Annotated in this window: 23 protein-coding genes; 12 read left to right on the forward strand and 11 right to left on the reverse strand. The window is 45.0% G+C overall.

Going from position 1 to position 23,441, the window contains the following annotated elements:
* Positions 1–15 precede the first annotated feature (15 nt).
* Entirely contained in the window at positions 16–1,008 is a 993-nt protein-coding gene (locus GJQ68_RS08105; RefSeq protein WP_162416796.1) for a hypothetical protein, read from the forward strand.
* Positions 1,009–1,152: 144 nt separating this feature from the next.
* Here the strand turns inward: GJQ68_RS08105 and GJQ68_RS08110 are convergent, their stop codons facing one another.
* Both GJQ68_RS08110 and GJQ68_RS08115 read right to left on the reverse strand, forming a co-directional pair.
* Positions 1,153–3,081 (reverse strand): DUF2207 domain-containing protein, encoded by a 1,929-nt coding sequence (locus tag GJQ68_RS08110; protein WP_162416797.1) that lies wholly within the window; start codon positions 3,079–3,081, stop codon positions 1,153–1,155.
* 1 nt (position 3,082) lies between these two features.
* On the reverse strand, positions 3,083–3,631 hold the full coding sequence (locus tag GJQ68_RS08115; RefSeq protein ID WP_162416798.1) for a LemA family protein: 549 nt from the start codon (positions 3,629–3,631) through the stop codon (positions 3,083–3,085).
* Positions 3,632–3,954: 323 nt separating this feature from the next.
* Here GJQ68_RS08115 and GJQ68_RS08120 point away from each other — a divergent pair, with 323 nt between their 5' ends.
* From GJQ68_RS08120 to GJQ68_RS08135, 4 genes are read left to right on the forward strand one after another with little or no spacing between them, the layout of a single operon-like run.
* Positions 3,955–4,302 carry a hypothetical protein gene (locus GJQ68_RS08120; protein WP_162416799.1) on the forward strand — a complete coding sequence of 116 codons (348 nt, stop codon included), beginning with the start codon at positions 3,955–3,957 and terminating at the stop codon, positions 4,300–4,302.
* A 31-nt stretch (positions 4,303–4,333) separates the two neighbouring features.
* Positions 4,334–5,011 (forward strand): hypothetical protein, encoded by a 678-nt coding sequence (locus tag GJQ68_RS08125; RefSeq protein ID WP_162416800.1) that lies wholly within the window; start codon positions 4,334–4,336, stop codon positions 5,009–5,011.
* The gene (locus GJQ68_RS08130) at positions 5,001–5,771 is read left to right on the forward strand and encodes a sensor histidine kinase (protein ID WP_162416801.1); all 771 of its coding nucleotides are present in this window, start codon (positions 5,001–5,003) and stop codon (positions 5,769–5,771) included. The genes GJQ68_RS08125 and GJQ68_RS08130 overlap by 11 nt, the downstream gene beginning before the upstream one ends.
* A 1-nt stretch (position 5,772) precedes the next feature.
* Positions 5,773–6,417, forward strand: a complete 645-nt coding sequence (locus GJQ68_RS08135; protein ID WP_162416910.1) for a response regulator transcription factor — start codon at positions 5,773–5,775, stop codon at positions 6,415–6,417.
* A gap of 6 nt (positions 6,418–6,423) precedes the next feature.
* Here GJQ68_RS08135 and GJQ68_RS08140 read toward each other — a convergent pair whose 3' ends face one another.
* The 4 genes from GJQ68_RS08140 to GJQ68_RS08155 all read right to left on the reverse strand — a co-directional run bounded on the left by GJQ68_RS08140 (position 6,424) and on the right by GJQ68_RS08155 (position 9,164).
* Positions 6,424–7,086: a phosphatidylserine decarboxylase family protein gene (locus GJQ68_RS08140; RefSeq protein WP_162416802.1), complete on the reverse strand. Its 663-nt coding sequence runs from the start codon at positions 7,084–7,086 to the stop codon at positions 6,424–6,426.
* A 117-nt stretch (positions 7,087–7,203) separates the two neighbouring features.
* A complete protein-coding gene (locus GJQ68_RS08145; protein WP_162416803.1) occupies positions 7,204–8,043 on the reverse strand; it encodes a phosphatidate cytidylyltransferase in 840 nt (279 codons plus the stop codon).
* Positions 8,027–8,233 (reverse strand): putative signal transducing protein, encoded by a 207-nt coding sequence (locus GJQ68_RS08150; RefSeq protein WP_162344110.1) that lies wholly within the window; start codon positions 8,231–8,233, stop codon positions 8,027–8,029. Before GJQ68_RS08150 ends, GJQ68_RS08145 begins: the two co-directional genes overlap by 17 nt.
* Complete coding sequence (locus tag GJQ68_RS08155; protein ID WP_162416804.1) at positions 8,226–9,164, reverse strand: CPBP family intramembrane glutamic endopeptidase; 939 nt, start codon at positions 9,162–9,164, stop codon at positions 8,226–8,228. The genes GJQ68_RS08150 and GJQ68_RS08155 overlap by 8 nt, the downstream gene beginning before the upstream one ends.
* Before the next feature lie 148 nt (positions 9,165–9,312).
* Here GJQ68_RS08155 and dusB point away from each other — a divergent pair, with 148 nt between their 5' ends.
* The 3 genes from dusB to GJQ68_RS08170 all read left to right on the forward strand — a co-directional run bounded on the left by dusB (position 9,313) and on the right by GJQ68_RS08170 (position 12,260).
* On the forward strand, positions 9,313–10,302 hold the full coding sequence (dusB, locus tag GJQ68_RS08160; RefSeq protein WP_162416805.1) for a tRNA dihydrouridine synthase DusB: 990 nt from the start codon (positions 9,313–9,315) through the stop codon (positions 10,300–10,302).
* 96 nt (positions 10,303–10,398) lie between these two features.
* On the forward strand, positions 10,399–11,271 hold the full coding sequence (locus GJQ68_RS08165; protein ID WP_162416911.1) for a DMT family transporter: 873 nt from the start codon (positions 10,399–10,401) through the stop codon (positions 11,269–11,271).
* A gap of 65 nt (positions 11,272–11,336) precedes the next feature.
* The gene (locus tag GJQ68_RS08170; protein ID WP_162416806.1) at positions 11,337–12,260 is read left to right on the forward strand and encodes a mechanosensitive ion channel family protein; all 924 of its coding nucleotides are present in this window, start codon (positions 11,337–11,339) and stop codon (positions 12,258–12,260) included.
* Between the two features lie 5 nt (positions 12,261–12,265).
* Here the strand turns inward: GJQ68_RS08170 and GJQ68_RS08175 are convergent, their stop codons facing one another.
* Together GJQ68_RS08175 and GJQ68_RS08180 are read right to left on the reverse strand one after the other, a co-directional pair.
* The gene (locus GJQ68_RS08175; protein WP_162416807.1) at positions 12,266–13,255 is read right to left on the reverse strand and encodes a YpdA family putative bacillithiol disulfide reductase; all 990 of its coding nucleotides are present in this window, start codon (positions 13,253–13,255) and stop codon (positions 12,266–12,268) included.
* A gap of 43 nt (positions 13,256–13,298) precedes the next feature.
* Positions 13,299–14,051, reverse strand: coding sequence for an NRDE family protein (locus tag GJQ68_RS08180; protein ID WP_162416808.1), 753 nt, complete (start codon positions 14,049–14,051; stop codon positions 13,299–13,301).
* Between the two features lie 142 nt (positions 14,052–14,193).
* Between GJQ68_RS08180 and GJQ68_RS08185 the strand changes: the two genes are divergently transcribed.
* On the forward strand, positions 14,194–14,565 hold the full coding sequence (locus tag GJQ68_RS08185; RefSeq protein ID WP_162416809.1) for a BlaI/MecI/CopY family transcriptional regulator: 372 nt from the start codon (positions 14,194–14,196) through the stop codon (positions 14,563–14,565).
* A gap of 173 nt (positions 14,566–14,738) precedes the next feature.
* Positions 14,739–16,295, forward strand: coding sequence for a M56 family metallopeptidase (locus GJQ68_RS08190; protein ID WP_162416810.1), 1,557 nt, complete (start codon positions 14,739–14,741; stop codon positions 16,293–16,295).
* A gap of 50 nt (positions 16,296–16,345) precedes the next feature.
* On the opposite strand, the gene GJQ68_RS08195 is transcribed toward GJQ68_RS08190, so the two are convergent.
* From GJQ68_RS08195 to GJQ68_RS08205, 3 genes are all read right to left on the reverse strand, one after another.
* Complete coding sequence (locus GJQ68_RS08195; RefSeq protein ID WP_162416811.1) at positions 16,346–16,960, reverse strand: hypothetical protein; 615 nt, start codon at positions 16,958–16,960, stop codon at positions 16,346–16,348.
* A gap of 71 nt (positions 16,961–17,031) precedes the next feature.
* Positions 17,032–20,466, reverse strand: a complete 3,435-nt coding sequence (locus GJQ68_RS08200) for a ThuA domain-containing protein (RefSeq protein ID WP_162416812.1) — start codon at positions 20,464–20,466, stop codon at positions 17,032–17,034.
* Positions 20,467–20,656: 190 nt separating this feature from the next.
* A complete protein-coding gene (locus GJQ68_RS08205) occupies positions 20,657–21,541 on the reverse strand; it encodes a UbiA family prenyltransferase (protein ID WP_162416813.1) in 885 nt (294 codons plus the stop codon).
* An 87-nt stretch (positions 21,542–21,628) separates the two neighbouring features.
* Here GJQ68_RS08205 and GJQ68_RS08210 point away from each other — a divergent pair, with 87 nt between their 5' ends.
* A complete protein-coding gene (locus GJQ68_RS08210) occupies positions 21,629–22,708 on the forward strand; it encodes a type III polyketide synthase (RefSeq protein ID WP_162416814.1) in 1,080 nt (359 codons plus the stop codon).
* On the forward strand, positions 22,705–23,412 hold the full coding sequence (locus tag GJQ68_RS08215; protein ID WP_162416815.1) for a methyltransferase domain-containing protein: 708 nt from the start codon (positions 22,705–22,707) through the stop codon (positions 23,410–23,412). Before GJQ68_RS08210 ends, GJQ68_RS08215 begins: the two co-directional genes overlap by 4 nt.
* The last annotated feature ends 29 nt before the right edge of the window (positions 23,413–23,441 follow it).

The following is a 23,441-nucleotide window of genomic DNA, read 5'->3' on the forward strand; positions in this document are numbered from 1 at the left end:
ATTAATTTAAATCAAATGAAAAAGTTACTTCTTTACCCATTCTTGTTGATGGCATTCTCCATCGCCTGTACCGTTGATGACCCAGATCCGGATCCGGAACCTGAGAATCCCAGGGATCCGGATATTGTGGTGCCCATTGACGAGAACACCACCATTGTCTTTACTCCACAGGATGAAGCGGCCGAAAGGTTGGGTACCTCTGATACCTACACCCAGGCTCTTAGTAAGTTTGACCTGACTTCTAGAACACAAAACAAGGAAAGCACGGAAGAACAGGACTATCTAACCTTTGCTTCGCAACAAGCACAGGCTTGGACAGATGAGGAAAAGACCGTTTTGGAAGAACGTATCCTTGGTATAAAAGACAAGATAGATGCACTTGGACTACAACTTGAGTTCCCGGAAGAAATTCTGTTGATAAAATCAACCATGAACGAAGAGGGCGGCGCAACGAGCTATACGCGTGAAAATTACATTGTGGTGCGGGGCCAGGTAAATGAAAGTTTTCTGATCCATGAGTTATTTCATATCCTGACCCGGTTCAAGCCGGAAATTAGAACGGAGCTTTTCGAAACCATCCATTTTACCGAAAGTAACCGAATTGCCTACCCTGAAGGTATCCGTGATTTTGTGATTACGAATCCGGATGCCCCTTTCTTAGAGCATACCATTACCGTGGAAATTGATGGAGAATCAGAAGAAGTGGTATTCATCCTTATCTCAGAGGAAGAATGGGATGGAGGATCGTTTTTCACTTATCTGAAGCAACGCCTGATGTTTGTGGACGGAGCAGCAGATGCCAAGCAAGCTACCTTGGTAGACGATATGCCGGTGTTGAGAAACTTTGGTGCGGCTACGGACCTGAAGCAAAAAATTGGGACCAACACCGAATACACTCTTCATCCCGAGGAAATTCTTGCGGAGCATTTTGTGATGCTGGTACAGGAACAGGAAGTACCCGAACCTTCTTATATTGATGCCATGAAAGTGATTTTGCAGCAGCCATAAATACCATTAAAGGTAATATCTCAAATCCACTACCTTATCCTATATTCAACTGATAAATAAAGGATTAAACCTGACAGGTTTACGGATTTCAGGTAATAAGTAAAAGCCCCAGGGTTGGTTCCCCGGGGCTTTTTTTGTGGGGCATTACCAGCCGCCTCCGCCGCCGCCGCCACCTCCGCCTCCGGAGCTGCCGCCGCCACCGCTTCCGGATTTAGAGCCTGGAGGGCTGGCAGAATTGCTTAAAGCAGAACCAAAAGAATTACCCAGACCGGAAGAGAATCCTGCCAGCGAACCAGCCGCAAAACCGGTGCCTGCATACCAGGCCGGATGGTATCGGGTGGAACTACTTTGCTCCGCAGACAGGGATTCCAATTTCTTTTCCATGGCTTTTCCCCAGGCCTCTCCCACGTCCAGCGCAATGGCATAGGGTAGGAATTTCTCGAAGATTTCAGGGGTAACGCCCGGAGGATTATAGGTTTCCAACAAGGGCTTTTCTGCGGCATTCAGGTACATGCGAAAGCCTTCGATTTCATCCATTAACGCCCTGCCCTTTTCGGTAGGAGCCTTGATTAGGAAAACAAAAGCAACATTTATAAGCCCCAATAGCAAGGCCATTAGCAGAAAACCGTACGGTAAATTGGCACCAAAGTAGTATACCAATAAAAAAGGAAACCCAATAAGAAAAACAAGACTAAACAGTTCTCCTACAATTGTACTGATCTTTACATAGCCGTAATCCAGGTACTGCATCACCGTCAAAAAAACCTTTCTGAGAAATGTTAGCAGGAAAATGGAAAAAATAAGGCCCATGATCAAAAAGATGTTTTCTTCTTCCAGAGACTGGTCAATGGTGTATTTTACCCCCGCAATTAAACTAATTATAGAAATGAGTATTCCCGGAATCAACCATTGGTAGTTATTTTTAAAGTGAGAACTATGGAATCGGCCGTACAAGTCTTTTTGTAGCCCTTTTAACGCTCCACCGATTTTTTTGTGCTCTTTCTGATTCAACGAGATCATTTGATTTCCACCGGTAAACAAACTGGACATGATCTTCTGATAACCGCTGTTGGTGTTTTCTGGAAAATCTAACTTTTCCAGAACGTATTTCTTCCTTTTTTCTTCAATTATTTTTAAATACCCTCCGGTTGCCAGTTCTACAATGGCCGCTACGTAAGCTTTGGTGTCGAATCCCATTTTATAAAGATACCTGACCGCTGCGGCATCCAATCCTTCGGGAATATCGAAAATGGGATAAATCCCCCCCTTATGGGGATCCTTGCCAACTTTAGTCCAGGCATAGTAATAATATCCGAAGCAGAGAAGGATTCCCAGTAACAGGGATAGCATACCAGCATTATCGCTTAGAAAACTTTGGGCCTTTTCTGCCGCGCCCGGAGGTTCTATCAGACCCTTTTGCCAGGAAACGGCAACAGTCAACGGCTCCCGCTGGTTGAGAGGTTCTGTAACGGCTACATATAATTTTCTATCGGATTCTTTCCGGATATCACAGGGACAGCTTTCGCTGCCAACCGGTCCTGCATAGGCCGCATACTGGCCTATTTCTCCCCCTTCCGGTAAGGTAATCCGGGCAGAAGCCTGTAGGATTCTGAAATCCCACTGATCTCCAATGGCATTCCAATAAAGCTCGTCGTAGGTTTCAAAAAAGCCAATTTGCCGGTTAGTGGTATATCGAATGGAATAGGTGTAAACTCCGGGGTCTAGAAAGGTTTTTTCATCTCCGATCCGAATCACCTCATAGTCTCCCTGTCGGATTACCTGATAGGGCTCCTCCTCACCATCTTTTGTTACCTCTAGGACATCAAAGCCGACCTTTACCTGATTATTATAGCGATCCCGGTAGCGGACAGGGAAGCTTCGGAAAATACCTCTTTTAATTACATCTCCGGTACTTCTTACTTGTATTTCTTCGGTGACATCCAGGGATCCATCCAGTTGGATCGTAATTTCACTGTGGTAGGAAAGGATTTCTTCTCGTTCCTGGGCCTGTAAGGAACAATTACCTGAAAAGAAAACAATCAGGTAAATGAGCCATCGTATTCGTTTTAGCATATCAACTTAGGTTAATTTCGGGGACCATCCGATCGGAGTCGTCAGTCAGCGCAAAGAATTCAAATTTTTCAAAGCTAAAAATGCCAGCGATTAGATTCGAGGGAAACGATTCTATTTTAATATTGAGTTCCCTCACGGTGCCGTTGTAGTACCTTCTTGATTTTTGTAGCGTGTTTTCAATTTCTGAAAGCTGTTCTTGCAACTTCAGGAAATTTTTATCCGCTTTTAAATCCGGGTAAGCTTCTGCTACCACCATCAATCGTTTCAAAGACCGCCCCAATTCATCGGCAGTTTTGGCTTGATCAGGAATGGACTGACCGGCAATGCTTTCGCTGCGAAGCTTGGTAATATCTTCCAGCAATTGTTTTTCGTGGTTGGCATAACCCTTTACCGTTGTCACTAGATTGGGAACCAGATCGGCTCTCCTTTTTAACTGTACATCGATGCCACTCCAGCCTTCCCGGGCGTTGTTTCTCAATCGAATGAGTTTGTTGTAAATCTGTATGGTCGTTAAAACAAGGAGACCAAGGACCACTAAGGTAATAATCATATCAGCAATTTATTAAATGTCTTTTCATAATGCAAAAAAGTAAAAGAGGTAAAATTGGTAACAAATGTGAAACCCTAACAAATGGTAGCGGAGGGCTTCCTGATAGATACTTTATTTTCGTTAGATAGGCCTCTAACACAGGACATTATTTTCTATTGAAAACAGTTCATTTCAGTGTAAATAGTACTGAAAAACAGAATAGAGGGACCAGTTTTCGGAAAGAGACAGAAATTAAATAAGGGGATTTTTTTTTCGACGGCGATTGATTAACCGGAAGATTTGTTAATTTTGATCAGATTCAAATCACCTAAAATGAACCATCAATGGATTTAAAGAAATTTAATACCCTGAAGCGTAATTACGATACGTTTATTAAGGAAGCGGAAGCGGCCATCAATCAAAAATCGGCCAAGGAGCAAACCCGCTCGGTTTGGTTTGACCGGCAGACAATTGAAAAGCTTTTGGATCAGACAGATGCTAAGACTGGGGGCATTAAAATTTATTTGGGCATGTACGATGAAGACACCTTGTCTGAAAGAGAAGATCCCGAAAGAGCGAAAGAATACATCGGAAAGTTGACGGTTATTCTTTCTGCCTCTAATGATAATCAGGATCCGGATCAGGAAAAGATGATTGTAAATGGAGGCAAGGTTTGCCCTCCGGATTGCTGATCTGCCCCGCAGACATAAAACCACCTGAATCATGACTCCTCCTGTTTACCTTTCCTGTATTGGGCTTGGGTTGCTGTGTTCCCTTGTTTATTTTTATCTAAGGAAGCCACAAAGAGAAGAGAAACGAGCGCATGAGTACATTTTTTTTCTCATTTTCTATGTGTTGGCCTTTGAGCTGTATGCCTTTTATCTCGTGCAGAACGGCCAAAAAAATGTACTGGTCTATAATATCTTCTTTGTCTGCGGAGAAACACTGCTGATTTTAATTTATTTGAAATCATTGGTTGACTTGGAAACGGTGAAAAAGCGAATAGACCAATTCATGCTGTTTTTCACTGTATGGGCTATCGTAAACAGCATCTTTTTTCAGAAGCCAACCGATCTATTCCAGCAATACACCCATCTGTTGGGTAGTTTTGGGATTGTGGTTGTAAGCTGCTACCTCCTATATCGGGTTTTTCTGGAAGAAGGGTTCTGGGATCAGCCTTTACTCAGAGTGCCCCACTTTTGGAATGTTGCGGCTATCTTGCTGTTTTACTGCCCTAATTTTATTTATTTTGGCGCATTAAATATTCTTTGGGATATAGACAAATGGTACCTGACGATATTGGCTTCTATGAACAGGGTTTTCGCAGCGCTTTTGTACCTTATTTTTGGGCTTTCTTTTTATTCTTCCTACATTTTTTCTACGGACAGGTATGGAAGGTAATTCATTACCTACGTTTCTCGCCATCCTCACGGGGGTGGTGTTAATGGTGATCATGGCCGTGTTTATAATTGCCATTGTGATCATCCACAAACAGCGACAAATAAAAAACCGGCATCGAATTCAACTTCTTAAAGCCGACTATGAAAATACGATTTTGAATGCGGAAAAGGAAATTCGCGAGCAAACGCTTCTTTTTGTAAGTCAGGAATTGCACGACAATATCGGCCAATTGCTTTCCTTGACCAAATTGGTTCTGAATAATCCGGATGGCTCCGGCGTGTACGAAGGAAAAAAACTGATTAATCAGATTATTAGGGAAGTGAGAAGTTTGTCCAGGTCTATCAACAAAGATTACCTCAATTCCCTGGCATTCGAAGATTTCCTGGCCGGGGAATTGGAAAAGATTGAAAAAAGTGGTTTTTGTGCCACGACTTTTGAAAAATCCGGGAACCCCTTTGAGGACTTGGAAGGGGACAAGAAATTGGTTTTGATCCGGATGGTTCAGGAATGCCTCAACAATGCCATCAAGCATGCCTCTCCCACGTTGATTTCAATAAATATGTATCAAGAAGCGGGGATTCCCACCTTGCTGATCCGGGATGATGGGGTGGGATTTGATCCTGAATCCGCGTCTTCCGGGTTAGGGATTAAAAATCTAAAGTCAAGAATCAAAGCCATCAATGGCCGGGTCGAGGTAGTTTCGGGTATTGATGAAGGAACGGAAATAAAAATTCAATTTGAAAACCCAGCTGGGAGTTAAAATGGCAGCGAAGACCCGGATTATCTTAGCAGACGACCACAAGCTTTTTGCTGCAGGCATCGAAAACCTGCTGTCAAGAGAAGCGGACTTTGAAGTAGGTGGAGTCTATCATAACGGCAAGGAAGCCTTAGAGGCCCTGGAAAACGAAAAAGCGGATCTGATTATTACAGATATGAACATGCCTGGCATAAACGGATTGGATATTCTGCAACACATCAAAAAGCGCCGATGGAAGATAAAGACCATCGTACTTTCCATGTATGATGAAGAGGCTATTTTTCATAAATGCATTCGGCAGGGTGTGGATGCTTACATTCTGAAGAACGCAGATCCGGATGAATTGATTTTTACCATCCGGGAAGTGATGGAGGACCGATACATTGCTAATTTTGAACAGGTGTTGAAACAGGCCGAAGAGGATGAATTTGACCAATACGACCACTTCAAAGCGGCCTTGAAATTATCCAAGAGAGAACTGGAAATCCTTAAGTGGATCGCGCAGGGCAAGAGCAATAAAGAGATCGCCGATGGGCTTCACCTAAGTGTCTTTACCGTAGAAACCCACCGAAAGCACCTGCATCGCAAACTGGAAGTTTCTTCTATGGCGGAGCTGGTAAAAAAAGCGCTGGACATGGGGCTGGGATGAGTACCATTAAGACTTCAACCGGGCAAGCGGGGTGATACCGGCTTTTGTGGTTTGATTCATTTCCACCAATATTTCAGCATCAAGGGGGATAAATACGTCCACCCGGGAACCAAATTTAATGAATCCAAATTCGTGTCCCTGGACCAGGGGGTCTCCCTCCTTTACATAGCATTTGATTCTCCTGGCCATGGCTCCTGCTATCTGGCGGACCATTAGTAATAATCCGCTGGGATGTTCCAGCACCAGGGAGGTGCGTTCATTTTCCGTGCTGGACTTTGGATGCCAGGCCACCAGGTATTTCCCGGGATGGTATTTGAAAAATTTCAATACACCAGTCATAGGGGAGCGGTTTACATGTACATTGATCGGGGACATAAAGACCGAAACCTGGATGCGCTCTTCCTGGAGGTATTCATCTTCCAGGGTTTTTTCAATGACGACTACTTTTCCATCTGCAGGAGCATAAATTATTTCCGGATCATCGGGAATAGGAATGGATGGATTTCTAAAAAACTGCAATACGGCCAGGTAGGCAATAATGCTTCCAATAAGTAACAGGTTTAGGAGCAGTTCTTTTTCCGGGCTTACCTGGTGCAGGACTATGTTAATGCCAGCTAGGATAAAAAGCATCCAAAATAACAACGACTTTCCTTCTTTATGAATGGTCATAAGGTTACAGCTTTAATTCAGGTTTCACGCTTTCGGTGAGGGATTTATTCCCTCTACCTGACCGGGAGTGAAACGATTGGTTCTGGATGACAAAATTAGTATTTTTTAAGGTATAAGTTAAAATATTTTTAAAAATGCGACGATAAAGGGTGTCGATAAAAGTAGACCATCAAACCGATCCATAAAACCTCCATGTCCCGGAAGGCCCTTACCGGAGTCTTTGATGGCAATGCTTCTTTTGAAGAGCGATTCGATTAAGTCCCCATAGGTTCCGGCGATAATTATAATGGTCATGATACAAAACCACTGCCATTCCGGCAATACCGTGAAATTTTTGGATATGAAATAGGTGACAACAATGGCGGTAAACGCTCCTCCCAGGCTACCTTCCCAGGATTTCTTAGGCGATACGCGTTCAAAAAGTTTGGTTTTACCAAACTTGGTTCCTGCGAAAAAGGCACCAGAATCGCTTGCCCACAAAATAAACAAGGACCCGATGACGATTTCATAATGAAAGGTATTGTCCACCGAAAAAGCTGCTACCGTCAAAAGGGAAAAGGGAATGGCCACATAAAATATGCCCAATATGGTATAAGCGATCCCGGTAAAGGGCTTCTTATCTGATTTTCGATAAAGCTTGATAAAGAAAATCATAGAGACGAGTGGGAACACCAGAAAATAATAGGCGATGGGCATGATTTTCATTTCTTCCAAAAAAGTAAAACTAAAGATCAGCAAGCCTACAAATGTTCCAAAGCTCTTTAAGGGCAACATACCATCCAATCCTGAAAGCTTGTAAAATTCCATTTGGGTGAATCCGAGGATGATCACGAAAATAACAAAGTAAGCCCACTCGCTGTAAAGCGCGCCCCCGATAATGACCAGGGCTCCAATGAGTGCCGTTATTACCCGCTGCGCAAGATTACTGTAATTACTTATACTAAAACGAGATTTCATTTTCTATTATATTAATAGCCCCGATGGCCTCTTCCCTGGAAACCATCACTTCGATGTTTCCATGAATCCGGTATACCGGATCTTTTTTATTCAAAATAACCGCGGTAATCCCTTTTTCTTCCAGGACACCCTTGACTATTTCCGCCCGAATGGGTGAATCGGATTCGAATACTTTCTGCCACTTACTCATTCGATAGGGGGTTATGTCGCATTAGAAACCATTTCCAGGAGATCAGAAAAACAACCAGTCCCATCAGGACGTATTCCCAGTGAAGATCGGTGGCATTTTCCATGTCATATTCGATCAATTCCAATTTGTTGAAATAGACCAAAAACAACGTAAAGGTATTGTTCAGTATATGGGCCAGAATGGGAAATATCAAAGTGCCGGAATAGAGGTAAAGGTAACCAAATAAAGCTCCCAGCATCAGCCTTGGTAAAAATCCATAAAATTGAAAGTGGATGGCGGAAAAAATAAATGCAGTGATCCACACCCCGGCATGGGCATTTTGGGTGTAATGATGCAATTTTGGCTGCAAGATTCCTCTGAAAAGATACTCTTCTCCTATGCCAGCCAGAACGCCAATGACAAGAATCCCCATCAGCAACTCTCCCGTACCGGAAAAATCCGTCAGGTATAAGGTCAATTCCATCAACTGATCTTCTTTTTCCCGGAGGAGGGTTTCCAATCCGCTCATGGATTCGGGAAACTCCAGGTTCATGTTCAGGTAGACCCACAAAGAGTTGAAAAGTACGAACCCAATTAGAATGGGGAGCACCAGCCAGACCCCATCTAGCTTTTCGGGGCTGAATTGACGGGAAAGTTGCAGGGACTTTTTGTCAACCAACCGGAGAAACATCCAGCCACCCAGCCAAAATGCCGATCCTCCTCCCAGCCCCTGAATGAACAGAAATGCCAATCTCCCGTTGGGATGATCCAGGCTTGCTGTTAACAGGGAGGGAAGCTGCTCAAAACTAATTCCAAATAAAATGGGGATCAGGCCTACGGCGATGGTTTGAAGAATGGCTAAGGTGCCAAACACGATTAAGACCAATACCGTTAAGGAAAGTAACCAATGTTGGTTTACCTGATGTCCGGGCCGATGTTCATAAATTTCCATATACGACCTAAATTTACATGAATTAGCCTGTACCACAAGCCAGTTTATTGAATAGGATTTAAATATCCGGGAAAGAAAATTTCCAGATTACCAGCAATGGCATTGATATTCAAGGAAAAACCTTCATTTTTGCTAAAAATTTTAAACAGTGATTAAAATCGGAGATTTGAGTTTGGGGGAATTCCCCTTGTTGCTAGCCCCAATGGAGGATGTGAGCGATCCACCCTTTCGAGCCGTATGCAAGGCTAATGGGGCTGATTTGATGTACACGGAGTTTATAAGCTCTGAAGGATTGATCAGGGATGCTGCCAAATCCGTTCAGAAGCTAGACATATACGAATACGAAAGGCCGGTTGGCATTCAGATTTTCGGGAATGAAATTGCTTCCATGAGGGAAGCCGCAGCCATAGCCGAAGCAGCTGGTCCCGACATCCTGGATATCAATTACGGGTGTCCGGTAAATAAAGTGGCCTGTAAGGGTGCAGGGGCGGGCATATTGTTAGATATTGATAAAATGGTTTCCATGACGGCAGAAATCGTAAAGGCCGTTTCCATTCCCGTTACCGTCAAAACCAGGCTCGGCTGGGATGAGCATACGATCCGCATAGAAGAAGTTACGGAGCGACTACAGGATGTGGGGATTCAGGCCATCAGCATTCACGCCCGTACCCGTAAGCAAATGTACAAGGGAGAGGCTAACTGGGACTACCTGGCAGCCGTCAAGAGAAATCCCCGGATTACCATTCCGGTTTTTGGCAATGGAGATGTGGATAGCCCTCAAAAAGCTAAACTTTACAAAGAAAAATATGGAGTGGATGGAATTATGATCGGAAGAGCGGCCATTGGCTATCCCTGGATTTTTAACGAGATCAACCATTTTCTGAAGACGGGGGAGTTGCTGGAGGGACCGGATCTGGAAGAACGGGTAAAAGTAGCCAAAAGGCATTTGGACTTTTCAGTAGAATGGAAAGGGGAAAAATTGGGGCTTCTGGAAATGAGAAGGCACTATACCAATTATTTCAGGGGGCTTCCTCATTTTAAGCCGTACCGAACCGCCCTGGTTACCACAGATGATTACCAATCTGTTTGTGAGATTCTGGACGAAGTTTCCAGGGTCTTTGCCGGTGCCGAATTTTAGAATCGTATCCTTTCCGAAATCTTTACCCAATTATGAACCCTATTTCGATCTCAAATGCCTGAATCACATCCGGATACATTTCCAAAACACTGGGGCATGTTGGTTTTGTTGGCGTTGATTTGGGGGAGTTCTTTCATTTTGATCAAAAAAGCCCTGCTGATTTTCTCAGCCGGAGAAGTGGGGGCCTTTCGGATTGTAACAGCAGGCATGGTTTTGCTTCCCCTCGCCATGCCCCAATTAAAACGGCTGCAAAATAAACAGCTAGGATACCTGTTGACGATTGGCTTTGTAGGTAGTTTTATTCCAGCCTTTCTTTTTGCCACTGCGCAGACTAATCTTTCCAGTTCCCTGGCAGGAGTGATCAATGCCCTTACCCCACTCATGGTAGTGACGGTGGGGGCCTTCTTTTTTGGATCGCGGATTACCAGCCGAAATGCCCTGGGATTGCTCATCGCATTTGTGGGCGTGGGGATTTTGGTAATGGCCGGCTCAGAGGGTAAGGGTTGGGCCGTTTTTTCAAGTATTAACCTCTATGGACTACTGGTAGTGGGGGCCACCATTTGTTACGGACTAAATGTAAATATCATCAAATTTCGGGTGCAGGAGATTGAAGCGAAAGTCATCACCTCGGTTTCCCTGATGATGGTGCTGCCATTGGCAGCCGTTTACCTTTGGGGATTTACCGATTTTTCGTTCAAACTCCTTCATATGGACGGTGCCTGGAGAGCGGCCGGATACATCACTGCATTGGGTGTGGTAGGTACGGCCGCTGCCTTGATACTCTTTAATGCGATGGTAAAGTTAGTGACACCTGTGTTTGCCAGTTCGGTTACTTACCTGGTGCCGATGGTTGCCCTGTTTTGGGGAGTTTTGGATGGAGAGTCGTTGTTTTTTTTCCATTATTTGGGAATTTTTGCAGTGATCCTGGGGGTATGGCTGGGAAACCGAAAAACCAAACTTCCAAAATAATTCCTTCCACAGCATTGAATTATTAAAATATATTTGCCTAGTTTAAATTTCCTTAGTGAAAAACCATGTTTGATAATTTCCTGAACTTTGACCTTGACATCGCATTAAGAAACAGGATCCTACAGACCCTCCTGATTATCTTTATCATGTGGCTGATCAATAAAATATCTGTAAGACTCATTTACAGGGGAGAGGCCGCGGAACTCAGGAAGCAGTATCACTGGAGAAAGGTGATTGAATACACATCCTTTATTGTGGGTATTCTGATCATCGGTAATCTTTGGATTAACAATTTCCAATCCGTTACCACTTTTTTAGGCTTGTTATCCGCAGGTATTGCCATCGCGTTGAAAGATATTTTTGTCAATATTGCCGGATGGGCGTTTATTTATTTACGTAAGCCTTTTGATGTGGGAGACCGGATTCAGATCGGCGAAGTTCAGGGAGATGTAATCGATTTGCGCCTTTTTCAGTTCTCCCTGCTGGAAATCGGAAATTGGGTGGAAGCAGACCAAAGTACCGGCAGGGTGGTTCACGTGCCCAACGGAAAGATTTTTATGGATGCTCAGGCCAATTACTCCATCGGCTTTAACTACATCTGGAACGAGCAAAAAATATACATCACGCTACGAAGCGACTTCAAAAGAGCCAAGGCCATTTTATTGGAAATACTGAATACACATCTGAAGGATGATCTTCGATTGGCTGAAAAAGTATTTAAGAAAGCCAAACAGGAACACCTTATCGTTTACAAGCAATTTACCCCTATGATTTTTACCAAAATCACCGAAAGGGGAATTCAACTATCCATGCGGTACCTCTGCGACCCCAAGAAACGAAGAATGTTCGAACATGCGATTACTGAAAGTATCCTCGAAAAACTGGGGCCCGAGGACAACATCCGGATCGCCTACCCTACTTCTACCGTTTTACTTCATCAGGACAAAGTACATCCCGACACCCATCCGGATTCGAAAAGAAAAGGGTGAGCGGATTATTTCTCCAAACCGGAGGGAACCGTTTTCTTTTTTACAATATCTTCGATAATGGAACGGGCATGGACGATGGTGTTTTCAATAAAAAACTCACGGGTATTTAATCCCCCGCAAACCACGCCGGCCAGATACAAGCCGGGTATGTTGGATTCCTGGCTTTGATCATCGTAGCAGGGCTGCCGTTTCTCATCCAGGCTAAGTTCTACTCCCAATTGGTCCAAAAGGGCAAAGTTGGGTTTGTATCCGGTCATGGCCAGCACAAAATCATTTTCCAGCGACACCACTCCCTCCGGTGTCTGTAAGAGAACTTCTTTATCCCTGATTTCTTTGATGGTCGTATTGAAATAGCCCTTGATAGAGCCCTCTTTGATGCGATTTTCGATATCGGGCAAGACCCAGTATTTTACCGTTTGATCGATTTCAGGTTTCATAACCACCATGGTTACCTCTGCCCCTTTACGCCAGGTTTCAAGGGCCACATCCACTGCCGAGTTACCGCCGCCGACTACGATTATCTTCTGTCCAATGTACGGCCAGGGTTCTTTATAATAGTGAGTTACTTTTGGAAGGTCCTCTCCGGGTACATTCATTGTGTTTGGCAAATCATAAAAACCAGTGGCCATCACTAGTTTTTCCGCCAGGTAAACGCCCTTGGAAGTATGAACCAAAAAACCGCCCCCTTCTTTTTCCAATGTCTGGACTTCTTCGTACAAACTGATGCGAAGTTGGTAATGCCGGACGATTCTTCTATAATACTCCAACGCCTCCGGCCGGGTGGGTTTGTTGGCAATGGACATGAACGGAATATCGCCCATCTCCAGTTTTTCGGATGTAGAGAAAAAGGTCATGTTAACCGGATAATTAAAAATGGAATTGGTCAATACTCCCTTTTCTACGATCAGGTAATTAAGGTTTTTCTTCTGGGCTTCAATGCCACAAGCCAATCCAATAGGTCCGGCACCAATAATCAATAACTCCAGCTTTTTCATATGTTTATTAACATGAAATTTTCGGCATAGTTCCTGTTTACGGCTAATTTACCCGAAAAGCACAATCGCTGACCTGTCGTTCGGGAATGGTCCGGACCTCCCGAAGGTGTACCTCGCCATCTTTGTCCCAAAGCAAGGCCGTGGTATTGACCGTGCCATAATAATCATCCACCCGGATAAACTGGGCGGAGACCTCCCTCTCCAATTCCTTGCTTAGCCCGGTGGCCGGCAATTGATCGTCGGGGGCCCGGTCCGTAGACTGTAGCAGTTGGTGTAAATCTTCCATTTCGGGTGCCTTGTGTCTTAATAGATCACCAAACTGCTGCCGGGCTAGGTTCACTTTGGGCCAGGGGCTATTTAAAAATGCATTTGAGATGGCATGAACTCCGGAGCCTACCTCCTGAATCCCCTGTCCGAAATTGGATAATATATAAAGCTTGTTCTTATCCGCGACCAGAAGATTGAACCCATTGTATTCGTTTTTATAGGGTTCCACACCCTGCAAGTAGCTCAGGGGATCCACCTTGCTCTCCAGAAAACCGGAAACCAGCTCCCCACGGGAACGTTCACGCGGAGCTTCCCTGCTCATATCACGGAAGTTGGTCAGGGCTGCAAAGCGGCCGCTGGGATGAAAACCCAGCCAGGTGCCACCTGCTTTTAGATCCTTTCCGGCATAAATCCCGCTCTCCCATTGATGCAGAGATTGACTGGGCCTCTTGAAATATTCGTCCCGGTTGGCCACCAGGATCAGCTTGTACTTGGGATGCTGGTTCCAGCTAAAAGTTATCAAACACATGGTGCAAAATAAGGAAGCCCTCCTTTAAGGTAAAATCAAATGGAGAATTATTTTAACAAAATTTAATACGATTAGAATCGTATATATTTGTAATTACGATATTTGTCGTATAAATTGCCTACGAAATAAATCGTATAATGTCATGCAAGAGAAACCTACGGCAGCAGAACTGGAAATTTTGGCCATCCTATGGGAACTGAAAGCGGCCAGTGTTCGGCAAGTGCACGAAAAGTTGGCTCAGGACAAAGAAACAGGTTATACCACTACCCTGAAAATCATGCAGAATATGCACGGAAAAGGATTGGTTAGCCGCGACGAAAAGAAGAGAAGTCATGTATACGCTGCGGCAGTTTCCCAACAGGACACCCAGGAATCTCTGGTAAAAACTTTCATTCGGAAGGCATTCGGAGGTTCTACCAATAAACTCGTTATGCAAGCTTTAGGTCAAAGCGAGCCCTCGAAAGAGGAAATTGAAGAAATACGTGCGTTTCTAGATAAAATGGAAAATAAGTAGTCATGAATATCGATTGGTTTCTCCTGGCAATTCCCTAAATTTTGGGCTGGTCGCTGTTACACTCCCTATGGCAATTTCTAATTCTGGCAGGCATTTATTGGTTATTGCTTCATATGCAGGCTTTTCGGATGCCTAGCTATCGGTATCAAGCAGGGTTACTGATCTTGTTTCTCATGGCGCTGTCTTTTTCGGCCACCTTATGGTATGAATACGGTATCTGGGGAAAGGCTACCGGTGCAGCTTCGGTTGCCATAGAGCCGACCTTGTTACCGGTTTTGGAAGATCAAGCCCGATCGGAACGGGGGCTTTGGGAAATGGCGTTTAGCCATTTTGAAAAAGTGTTGCCTTATCTGGTAAATGTTTGGTTGATTGGAGTGGCATTCTACATGATGCGCCTGGTTGGCAATTTTGCTGCTTTGCAACAGATAAAGCGGCGATCTTATTTGGATTTACCGAATTGGATCCAAGAAAAAGCCCATGTATTCCGGCACAAAATGCAAATCAAAGTTCCCGTTTTAATACGGGTAAGTCAGGAAATTGAGGTGCCCATGGTTTTTGGAATAGTGAAGCCGATTGTATTGATACCAACAAGCCTGGTGTGCGGTATGCCTCCTGCACAGTTGGAGGCTATCCTGGCCCATGAACTGGCCCATATTAAACGACAGGACTTTACCCTTAATCTATGTCAGTCCTTTTTGGAGATGATTTTTTTCTACCATCCCGCCTTCTGGTGGATAAATGAATCCGTAAGGGAAGCACGGGAACAAGCTACAGACGACCTGGCAATTAAAACCGGGGCAAATTCTTGGGAATTGGCGCATGCCCTTGCTTACATTGTAAATCAAGCTTCCGGGAATTCCCCGGAACTGGCCATGGCTGCTCAAAAATCGACTTTTCCCACCCTTTTGCGAATCCAGCGGATGATGGGAAAACAACCTTCAAAAATTACTCACTCACCATTAATCAGTAAAACCATGATGATTACCAGTATGCTTAGTTTTATCCTGCTGCTTGGAATAGCGCAGCAGGAAGATCCTCGTCAAGAGCGATGGCTGGAGACTAATCTTATCGATGCAATGAATCCGCTGCCCCTTCCGTTGCCAACATCTCCCTCAATGACAGACATGAACCCGGACAGCCTACCGGCATCTTCTTCCTGGTCTCAACAAGTGGATATGGAAATGGAAATGGACACTGCGTGGAATTTGAATACCGTTGTTGAACTCGATAGTCTGCCGGAGATGCTGGAATGGAACATCCCTTCGCCGCCAGTCCTTACCGGGGTTCCGCCATTTCCGGACGCTACTCTTTTTGTCCCCAATGGTTTTATGGATGATTTTGGCGATAGCATTCGGATGTATACTTCGAAAATCATTCAATTTCACATGGATTCCACTCCTGATGGATTAGCCCAAAAGGAAAAGTTTGAGCAAAAAATGCAGGAATTCCAGCAAAAAATGACCGCTTCCCAAAAGGTTTTTCAGGAAAAAATGCAGGAATGGGAAGCAGATTTTAAGCCAAAGATGAAGGAGTTTGAGGCCAAAATGGAAGCCTGGAGCAAGCAAAACGAGCCGAAAATCAAGGAGTTTGAAGCAAAGATGGAGGAATGGGGTAGAAAGCATGAGGCCAAACTCAAAGCAATGGAAGAAAAAATGCGCGAAAGGGAGAAAGCCATGGAGAAGATCCGGGAAGAAAAGGAAGCCCGGGAAAACACCCGCCCTGATCGGTAAATTTCAGCTTCTTTATTTGGTTGGCTGGAATTAGTATGTTTCTTCCGGAGTCATATCCGGTATTGCCTTAGTATCCAGGCCGGATAGGCATAAGAATTTTCCAAATGCAGGTAGCCCTTAACTGGTAAAATATCCGTTATTTTTTCCAAGTGTGAAGGAGTGGTATCTCCGAATACCTCCAGGCAAAAAGTATAAGAGGTATCCCTTCCCTTTTTCAGTTCGGCATATTCGACCTGTATGCCCTGTGCAAGTTTTTCTTCGTATGGAAAGGCGGTGTAATCTTCTTCTGATTGGCTGTTGAATTTCAATACCCACCTTTTTTTTCGGATAGGACAAGGGACTGTGCCGTGTAAATCAGGTAAAGGACTATTGAGAATCCATTTGTCCCAATACTCTAAATAGCCGGCCAGGTGCCTTTGGAAAGAAAAGGGAACACCCGGTTTCCTCCTTTTTTTGATCTCCTGGCTACCCTCGCGAATTTTAAATCCCAGGTCCTTCCGGTCGATAATGGGATAATAGGTATCCGTTCGTATCTCAGGTTCGGGCTTTACATTGAAATTTCGCTGTACAAAATGTTTCAGCTCCGGAATGTTTTCCGGGAAAAACCACCGAATTTCCATGCTGGAATAATCGGGGTTCTGGCTTGTAAATCGATCTATCTGCATGTTTAGAATGGAAAAAGGGTTGTTCCATCTACTGAAACAACCCTTTTCTGGTCCTGTTAATTCCGGTAGGCCTATTCGCTTTTCATTTCCATGGAAAGGAAAGCCAGATTTACACTTTCATCTTCACTAAGGGCTTCTGTGACGATGTACAGGTCCTGGAGTCCCTGTTCCGCAACTTCATTAAACGTTAGCTGAAAAGTATATTGCGATCTTCCTTCGCCTGGTTTTTTACGGAGAACCGACTGTCCAATGACCGGTCCATCCGGTGCTCCGATACGGGCTTCTACCTGGTAGCCATATTCAAGGGGATTTTGGGATCCGGCTGTGAAGTCAATGCCTGCCAGGTCGGTAAGGTCGATGTCCTTGAGGGCAAAATATCCCGGCCCGGTAGGGGCTAGCAGCATGTTCTGCCCATTCATTTCAAAGGAGTTATAGCCCGAAGTTTCGCTTACTTCTGCAAAGTTAATTTTACTATTTCGCAGGTAGGCAGTGGTGGATGAACTGAGTGGTTTGATATTAACACCGCCGCGGTCGGTAAAGCTGGCATTAAGTATCATCACGCCATCATCCGAAATTGTTTTCCCTTGAAGCGGATCGATTTCGCCGGAAAGTGGCAAGCTCTCTTGCAGGTTTTCCAATTCTCCTAGAGAGAGAATCCATGCCACAATTTTTCGGGCATCTGCTACTTTTAGATCCGGATTCGCCGGCATCATGGTCTCTCCCCAGACACCCGAACCGCCATTGATGATTTTGTTGATAAGGTGATCCGTCGCCTCTGGGTCATCGGCGTATTTCTTAGACACCTCGGTGTAGGCAGGTCCTACGGAAAGCTCGTCTACCTGGTGACAGGTTTTACAGGTTAGTGATTCCATGATACTTTTTCCGGCCATGGCTTCTGACATCACCTGATGCCCCATGGCTGCCTCCGCTCTGTCAAAGCCCTCAATGTAATCCGCTGAAACATACAAGCTAGATAAATCCTCCGCTGCTTCCGGGTCGTCCGGGTCGGTCACGTTTACCTGATATTCAATGGGTTTTCCAGGAAAATAAAAGCTGGAATTTCCTACAAATTCAATGGAGATTTCCGGTGCCACATTTCCCGCGTAGACGTTCACGGTATTGCTTTTTACCGCTTCATTTCCAGTGTCCTTTACAGTGACTGAAATGTCATAGTCACCGATGGCTTCGTAGGTATAGGTCAACTCAGGCTCGGTAGTCTCGATTGATTCCCCATTTCCAAGGTCCCAGGTATAGGTCAGCGCATCCTGTTCAGGGTCACTGGCATCAACTTTCAGGTGTACCTCCAAGGGCAAGGAGCCGGATGTTTTATCAGAAGCTATTCCTGCGATTACCGGTGCCCTGTTGCCCGGGTTGTAGTTGATTACCGAGAGCGCTGCGTCGTCATTGGCACTAAACCAACCGTTTCCGTATTCCAATAGATAGAGTTTGCCATCAGGTCCCATTTCCAAATCGATGAGGGCATTGTGGCGGATCCCTTCCATAAATGGCTCCATTTTCAGGTAGTCTCCATTTTCATCCATGGTGACTACTTTAATCCATCCCCGGATCCATTCGTAAATAAATAGTTTGCCGTCATAATAGTCCGGAAGCCCGCCGCCATTAGGGTACAGGTCTGAATAGTAGACAGGCCCTGCCATGGCATTTCTTCCGCCGGTCCCGACTTGAGGAAATTCGGCTGACTGGTCATAGGGGTAATAGATAAACGCTGGTTGGGCTGGGGGCAATTCTGTTAATCCGGTATTATTCCGGGAAATATTTACGGGAGATAGTGGGTCAAATTGGATTCCCGGTTCACCCGTATTAAAATTATAGGCATTGTAGGGGTAGTTGTCACCCACAAAGAAAGGCCAGCCAAAAAAACCGGCTTCCTTGGCTTGATTGACCTCGTCATACCCTCTGGGCCCTCGTACTCCCAGGCTGTCTGCTCTGGCATCAGGGCCGACTTCACCCCAGTACAAATAACCGGTTTTTTGATCCACGCTGATTCGATAAGGGTTTCGGTTGCCCTGCACGTAGATTTCGGGTTTGGTGCCTTCCATTCCCTCCGGATACAGGTTACCTTCGGGAATGCTGTAGGATCCGTCTTCATTCACTTTTATCCGGATGATTTTTCCGCGAAGGTCATTGGTGTTGCCGGATGACCGGCCAGCATCATATTGCTCAAATCCGGGTCTGTCGTCCAAAGGTGCATACCCTTTCAGGGTATAGGGTTGGTTTGGTTGATTAAACGGCGTGGAGTTATCTCCGGCAGATACGTAAAGCAATCCCTCGCTATCAAAAGCGATGGAGCCGCCCGTATGGCAGCAAATATCTCGCTGGGAATAAAATTCGAGGATGACCTGCTCGGTATCCATTTTCCATTCATCTGACTCAAATTTAAATCTGGAAAGCCTGTTTACCGATTCACCTGTGGGGCTGTAGAAAACATAGATCCAATGATTGTTTTCAAAATCGGGATCCGCTTTTATTCCCATAAGTCCTTCTTCGGCATTGACTCCAGGGGTATCCGTCTTCCAGTACACATCCAGCTGCGCCACCTGACGGGTGGTGGAACCCCCCTCTTTATACAACAGAATTTCGCCTCTACGTTGAGAAACAAGTATATCCAGGTTGGGTAAAATGGTCATTTCAGTGGGTTCGGTAAATTCACCGGTTACCATGCTCACTTTTTCAAACCGATCGGCTTCCGGCACCCTTTTGCTACTGGCTTTGGAATAGTCCAGTTTTCTGTTTTCACCGATGGCATAGCGTATCCCTTCAAGGAGGTGCCGTAAAAACAATTCTTCCTCGAAGGAAGCGGTGGTATGTCCCCCACCCGTATAAAATGCCCTTCCGCCATCATAATCATGGTACCAGGCAATGGGGTGTTCGCCCATATCTTCTCCGCCCTGGTAACTGTTTTCATCCAGAGTCATCAAGACGTTTACGTTTTCGTTAAAGTCTTTGTAGCTATACCATTCATCGGTGCGGGTCCATTTTTCCGGTAAAAAAGAAGTGCTGCTGTGGGATGGGTCTACCACATCGATTACTCCTTCCTGCACGTTTGGATGGGGATCATTGATTCCCGGGTGGTCTGAAAAATACCCGCCGGTCATTTTGCCGTACCAGGACCAATCGTATTCCGTATCCGCCGCCGCGTGTATTCCTACAAATCCTCCTCCAGCCTGGATGTACCGCTCAAAATCTGCCTGCTGGTAATGATCCAGCACATCACCCGTTGTGCTTAGAAAAATCACCGCGCTGTATTGTTCTAAAATACTCTCTGTAAAAAGCTCCGCATTGGTGGTGGTGTCTACCAAAAAGCCGTTTTCCTGGCCCATTTTGATAAGCGCCTTTACTCCGTCTGGAATAGACTCATGATAATAGCCCGAGGTTTTGGAGAAAACCAAGACTTTGGGGTCACCCGAACGGGTGGAACAAGCTCCCAGAAGAATGCCTGCAAACAAAAGAGCGATAAAGCCCTTTGTGATCCTGTTAATATACATACCTAAATTCTAATTTTGCGGCAATATAAAGAATATCTTTTTTTTGGCAGCCACCTTCATCAAAATTGTAGTTGAATGGTACCTTCAGGCCAGGGACTGCAGGAAAAGGCTTCATTGTTCCGTGAATCGTATGCCTTGAGGAAAATATTAAGTATGGAAGCGTAGCCTAATTAGCGGCACCTATTCAGAGCTAGGCCACCGAAGTCTGTGCCTGCCAGACCAGATAAATGAAAAAAGCATTCAGGGCGGTGGCAGAAATCTTGTTCATCCACATGCTCATCCGGTGAGATACATAGCTTTCCGGATCCTTTCGGGCCAAAATAAACCATAGGGAAAAATAAATTACTACCGGAAACATGGCTAGCAAAAAAAGCCAAACCGCCCAGGGCTTATCAATACTGACAAAGTATCCCGCAAACGCCAGGCCGCCCAAAAGCAACCAGATGGCGGAAAAGCCAAAGGTACCAAAAATACCCAGCTTTATGCTCAGGGTTAGATCTCCTCGTTTGAGGTCTTCCTCATGCTGATAAATTTGCGTGAGTGGATAGGAGCCAAGTAATAGCAAGCTGGTTAACAGGGCCGGCATCCAATGCTCCCAGGACAGGGGCCAAACCAATCCGGAATCGCTTATTCCTGCAATACACATCCAGAAGGTGAAGGCACCCTGGAAAAACCCGGCCGTGAGCCAACTGAGATAGGGGTATTTTTTAAGCCGCACGGAGGGGTGACTGTATGCCATGGACACCAGACCGTATACCAGTACCATCCAAAAAAAGAGAGCATCTACGGTTAGGGAAATTACCAATGCGATCAAAAAGAACGTCAGGGATAGGTAATAAAGACCTTTGGTCACCTTCTTTGGGTTCTTCAATCCTCCAATACTTTTTTCATCTTTGTCAAAATAGCTATTGTACCCATTGCTGGAAGGATATAATAACAAGTGTAATACCAACCATACCGCCAAAGCGCGAAGGGCATTCAGCTCCGGAACGCTTGCCAGGGCAAACCAATATACCGGCATCAAGTAATAAGAAAAGGGAATTCTTAGGTGTTCCCAGTTTGATTTTTTGAACATATCTATAAACCTTGATAACTTTTCGTTGCGGCAACTGTTTTTTACTTATCTTGAAAAGTACAATAAATAAAATCTAAAATAAAATCCATGAATAGCCAAATAGTCAGCATAGGACTGGCCAATCCGGGAATACCAATACCGCAGGACAAGATCAGTCGATTCATGCAAATGGCTCATGGGTTGGACGCGCAGGAGTGTAGGAAATTGGGCTTTATTTATCGGAAGTCTGGAATTAGGGAGCGCTACAGTGCGCTGAACGATTTTCATCACGAGGATCCCTTACGATTTGATTTTTTTCCGAAAAACAATAGTCTGGAGCCCTTTCCCGGGACGGCTAGTAGGATGCAGGTGTTTCGTAAGGTAGCTCCTGTGCTGGCAACCACAGCCATTCGGCATTGCCTGCAAGACGCTGACACGGGTCCTGAAAAGATAAGCCACCTGATCTTAGTAAGCTGCACCGGAATGTACGCCCCTGGGGTCGAATTGGACATTATTCAGCAAATGGGTTTTCAAAATACCATTGAGCGCTATGCGATTCACTTTATGGGTTGTTATGCAGCGTTTAACGCCATCAAACTGGCCGACAGGATTTGCAGCAGTGAGCCCGATGCCCAGGTGATTATCGTAGGCGTGGAGTTGTGTACCATTCATTTTCAAAAAGAATACAATGAGGACAATGTGATCGCCAATGCGCTTTTCGGAGATGGGGCCGCTGCGGTATTGGTGAAAAATGCCGAACAGGGCCTTTCTATACGAAAATACCAGAGTAATATCCTTATAGAAGGTGAAACCGATATGGCATGGACCATCGGTGATTTTGGTTTTGAAATGAGGCTCAGTAAATACATTCCGGACCTACTGAATCGTGGTATTCATGAACTAAGGAAAAACCTAGAGAAGAAGTTCGACATTGCACAGATCAATCATTTTGCCATCCATCCGGGAGGAAAACAGATTTTAAAAAAAATAGAAGCGGCTTTTGGCATCGGAGAAGAGCAGAACCTGCATGCGCATCAAATCCTGGAAAGGTTTGGAAACATGTCTTCGGTAACCATTTTATATGTCCTATCTGCGATTATGAAAGATGCCACCATGGAAGGAAATGTTTTGGCCATGGGTTTTGGTCCTGGCCTTACCCTGGAAACCTTACTACTTCATAAGTCATGAGCAGGTTTTCCAAAAGATCCTACACGAAGGAATTGATGGACGACCTGCATTGCAGCGGCAGGGAGCTGGAACAAACCCTGCGAGAGCTTAAGACCATCAATCGCCTGCTGGGGGGAAATGAAGTGACCACTTCCGGGATTCGGACATTGGTTGGAAAAAATGCCGCCCGCCCCTACAGCGTAGCTGATCTGGGATGTGGAGGAGGCGACATGACCCTGGTAATGAAAGACTGGAGTATTCGAAATGGATACGTGCTGCGAATCATCGGCATAGATGCCAATCCGAATATTATTTCCCTGGCAAAAGAAAACGTTCTGCTCAACTATCCTGATATTGAATTCAGGCAAGGAAACGTGTTTGATGCGGATTATTTGACGGAAGACGTGGACATTCAGACCTGCACCTTATTTATGCATCATTTTACAGATGAGGAATTGGTTCGGATGCTAATCAACCTCAGGAAGCGTACCAGGATCGGATTGGTGATTAATGATCTCCACCGTCATTTTTTAGCTTATCATAGCATTAAATGGCTGACAGCAGCCTTTTCTCATTCTCAAATGGTAAAAAATGATGCTCCACTTTCGGTTTTGAGGGCATTTTCAAGAGGGGATTGGGAGCGATTATTGAACGCTGCTGGCATTGAAAAATATAAAATTTCCTGGCATTGGGCATTTAGGTGGCAAGTTATTTGCTGGGTGTGAATATTATTTTGTAATTTAAATTTTAACCT

It is taken from the genome of Cyclobacterium roseum, from assembly GCF_010119225.1.
GTDB lineage: Bacteria > Bacteroidota > Bacteroidia > Cytophagales > Cyclobacteriaceae > Cyclobacterium > Cyclobacterium roseum.

Coding starts and splice junctions, on each gene's coding strand:
- GJQ68_RS08105 (WP_162416796.1), top strand. CDS start 16: ATGAAAAAGTTACTTCTTTACCCATTCTTGTTGATGGCATTCTCCATC.
- GJQ68_RS08110 (WP_162416797.1), bottom strand. CDS start 3,081: ATGCTAAAACGAATACGATGGCTCATTTACCTGATTGTTTTCTTTTCA.
- GJQ68_RS08115 (WP_162416798.1), bottom strand. CDS start 3,631: ATGATTATTACCTTAGTGGTCCTTGGTCTCCTTGTTTTAACGACCATA.
- GJQ68_RS08120 (WP_162416799.1), top strand. CDS start 3,955: ATGGATTTAAAGAAATTTAATACCCTGAAGCGTAATTACGATACGTTT.
- GJQ68_RS08125 (WP_162416800.1), top strand. CDS start 4,334: ATGACTCCTCCTGTTTACCTTTCCTGTATTGGGCTTGGGTTGCTGTGT.
- GJQ68_RS08130 (WP_162416801.1), top strand. CDS start 5,001: ATGGAAGGTAATTCATTACCTACGTTTCTCGCCATCCTCACGGGGGTG.
- GJQ68_RS08135 (WP_162416910.1), top strand. CDS start 5,773: ATGGCAGCGAAGACCCGGATTATCTTAGCAGACGACCACAAGCTTTTT.
- GJQ68_RS08140 (WP_162416802.1), bottom strand. CDS start 7,086: ATGACCATTCATAAAGAAGGAAAGTCGTTGTTATTTTGGATGCTTTTT.
- GJQ68_RS08145 (WP_162416803.1), bottom strand. CDS start 8,043: ATGAAATCTCGTTTTAGTATAAGTAATTACAGTAATCTTGCGCAGCGG.
- GJQ68_RS08150 (WP_162344110.1), bottom strand. CDS start 8,233: ATGAGTAAGTGGCAGAAAGTATTCGAATCCGATTCACCCATTCGGGCG.
- GJQ68_RS08155 (WP_162416804.1), bottom strand. CDS start 9,164: ATGGAAATTTATGAACATCGGCCCGGACATCAGGTAAACCAACATTGG.
- GJQ68_RS08165 (WP_162416911.1), top strand. CDS start 10,399: ATGTTGGTTTTGTTGGCGTTGATTTGGGGGAGTTCTTTCATTTTGATC.
- GJQ68_RS08170 (WP_162416806.1), top strand. CDS start 11,337: ATGTTTGATAATTTCCTGAACTTTGACCTTGACATCGCATTAAGAAAC.
- GJQ68_RS08175 (WP_162416807.1), bottom strand. CDS start 13,255: ATGAAAAAGCTGGAGTTATTGATTATTGGTGCCGGACCTATTGGATTG.
- GJQ68_RS08180 (WP_162416808.1), bottom strand. CDS start 14,051: ATGTGTTTGATAACTTTTAGCTGGAACCAGCATCCCAAGTACAAGCTG.
- GJQ68_RS08185 (WP_162416809.1), top strand. CDS start 14,194: ATGCAAGAGAAACCTACGGCAGCAGAACTGGAAATTTTGGCCATCCTA.
- GJQ68_RS08190 (WP_162416810.1), top strand. CDS start 14,739: ATGGCGCTGTCTTTTTCGGCCACCTTATGGTATGAATACGGTATCTGG.
- GJQ68_RS08195 (WP_162416811.1), bottom strand. CDS start 16,960: ATGCAGATAGATCGATTTACAAGCCAGAACCCCGATTATTCCAGCATG.
- GJQ68_RS08200 (WP_162416812.1), bottom strand. CDS start 20,466: ATGTATATTAACAGGATCACAAAGGGCTTTATCGCTCTTTTGTTTGCA.
- GJQ68_RS08205 (WP_162416813.1), bottom strand. CDS start 21,541: ATGTTCAAAAAATCAAACTGGGAACACCTAAGAATTCCCTTTTCTTAT.
- GJQ68_RS08210 (WP_162416814.1), top strand. CDS start 21,629: ATGAATAGCCAAATAGTCAGCATAGGACTGGCCAATCCGGGAATACCA.
- GJQ68_RS08215 (WP_162416815.1), top strand. CDS start 22,705: ATGAGCAGGTTTTCCAAAAGATCCTACACGAAGGAATTGATGGACGAC.